At 70.5% G+C, this 1671-nt stretch carries 2 protein-coding genes; both read left to right on the forward strand.

The features are described from left to right. Nucleotides 1-344, forward strand: a 344-nt coding sequence (locus VGD32_RS13115; RefSeq protein WP_331032325.1) for a murein hydrolase activator EnvC family protein, incomplete at its 5' end; no start/stop codon positions are given. A 269-nt stretch (nt 345-613) separates the two neighbouring features. After that, nucleotides 614-1671, forward strand: a 1058-nt coding sequence (locus VGD32_RS13120; protein ID WP_331032326.1) for a S41 family peptidase, incomplete at its 3' end; no start/stop codon positions are given.

Raw genomic sequence — 1671 nt, forward strand, 5'->3', positions numbered from 1 at the left:
CCGGCCGCGATCGCCTCACCCCGCCGGTCGCGGGCGCCCCTTCCGTCCGGTTCGGCGGCCGGTCGAGCGGCTGGCGCTGGCGCGGCGACGCGATCGAGGCGCGCGCCCCCGCCGCCGCCCGCGTCGCCTGGACCGGGCCGCTCGAGGGCTGGGGCCGTGTGGTGATCCTCGATCTCGGTCCCGGCTGGCTCGCCGTCGTCTCGGGCCTTGAGGAGGTCGCGGTCGAGACCGGCGCCCGCGTCGCCGACGGCCAGACGCTGGGCCGCTCCGCCCCCGACGGCGAGATCGCCTTCGAACTCCGCCGCGACGAACGGCCGGTCGACCCCGGGCCGTGGCTCCGGTGAGGGCTTAAAGCTTAGGGCTTAGGGCTTAGGGCTTAGGGCTTAGGGCTCAGGAGGGGGCGAGAATGCGACCAACCGCCCCTCCTCATTCCTAATTCCTAATTCCTAAGCCCTACGCCCAACGCCCTAAGCCCTCCCAAGCGAATCCGCTTCCCAACCCCCGATGACGCTGATTTTATCGGCGGACCGGCGATCGGCCACGATTTGGTCGCCGGAGGCCTCATTACTCACGCTGTTCAGGCCGCCTCCCCGGCCCGCTGGAAGAAGACCGCATGCGCAAATTGCTGATGATCGGCGCCGCCGCCGCCACCGTGGTCGGCCTCGGGGCGGCCACGACCGCCGGACAGACGCCGCGCAATGAGGCCTTCCGCCTCATCGGCCTGTTCGGCGACGCCCTCGCCACGGTCGAGCGCGACTATGTGGTGCCGGTCGACGACAAGAAGCTGATCGAGGCCGCCCTTCAGGGCATGATGGGCGCGCTGGACCCGCATTCGGCCTATCTGCCGCTCAAGGGCTACAACGAGCTGCGCGAGCGCACCGAGGGCCAGTATTCCGGCGTCGGCCTGACCATCTCCTCCGAAGGCGGGCTGGTGAAGATCATCTCGCCCATGGACGGCGGCCCCGCCGCCCGCGCCGGCGTCCAGGCCGGCGACGTCATCTCGGCCATCGAGGGCCAGAACTCGTCCGGCCTGACCGTCAGCCAGGTGTCGGAAAAGCTGCGCGGCGCCCCGGGCACCTCGGTCAAGGTCACCTTCCTGCGCGACGGCGAGGAGCCGCGCGAGGTCGTCCTGACCCGCGAGATCATCAAGATCGATTCCGTCACCGGCCGCATCGAAGGCGATTTCGCCGTGCTGCGCGTCTCGACCTTCAACGAGAACACCGGCCGCGAGCTGGGCGAGGTCATCGCCCGGCTGAAGACGGAGAACCCGGCCCTCAAGGGCTATGTGCTGGACCTGCGCAACAACGGCGGCGGTCTGCTCGACGCGGCCATCGCCGTATCGGACGCCTTCCTCGAGCGCGGCGAGATCGTCAGCCAGCGCGGCCGCCAGCCCGATCAGATCGTCCGCTACGCCGCCCGCCCGGGCGACCTGACCGGCGGCCTGCCGATCGTGGTGCTGATCAACTACGGCTCCGCCTCGGCCTCCGAGATCGTCGCCGGGGCCCTGAAGGACCACCAGCGCGCCACCATCATCGGCCTGACCAGCTTCGGCAAGGGTTCGGTGCAGAGCGTCATCCCGCTCCGCGGCGGGGCCGACGGCGCCCTGTCGATCACCACGGCGCGCTACTACACGCCGTCGGGCGCCTCGATCCAGAAGATCGGCATCGAGCC

This window comes from Brevundimonas sp. (assembly GCF_036402095.1).
Lineage (GTDB): Bacteria > Pseudomonadota > Alphaproteobacteria > Caulobacterales > Caulobacteraceae > Brevundimonas.